General features: G+C 66.4%; 1 protein-coding gene. It reads right to left on the reverse strand.

Annotated features, from left to right (window positions below):
- The coding region (locus tag SB719_RS21450) for a VWA domain-containing protein (RefSeq protein WP_412159929.1) at positions 1-253 on the reverse strand (253 nt) is incomplete at both ends.

A 253-nucleotide genomic window follows, 5' to 3' on the forward strand; every position in this document is an offset into this window, starting at 1 on the left:
GTCATGGGCGCGGAAGTAGGCGCCATGGGTGATGTCGGCAATTTCCTTGAGTGCGGCTTCATCCAGGTCCAGGCTCGGGTTGAGGCCGAGCAGGCCAGGGGTGCCACTGGCTTCGGGGTTGGCGCCGATACCGATGGTGTAGATGCGCACGCCTTCCTGGGCCGCCAGGCGGGCGGCTGTCAGCGGGTGAATCTGACCGCCGTTGTTGGCACCGTCGGTGATCAGCACCAGCACCCGGCTTTGTGCCGGGCGT

This window comes from Pantoea sp. SIMBA_079, from assembly GCF_046940275.1.
In the GTDB taxonomy this organism is placed as follows: Bacteria; Pseudomonadota; Gammaproteobacteria; order Enterobacterales; family Enterobacteriaceae; genus Pantoea; species Pantoea borealis.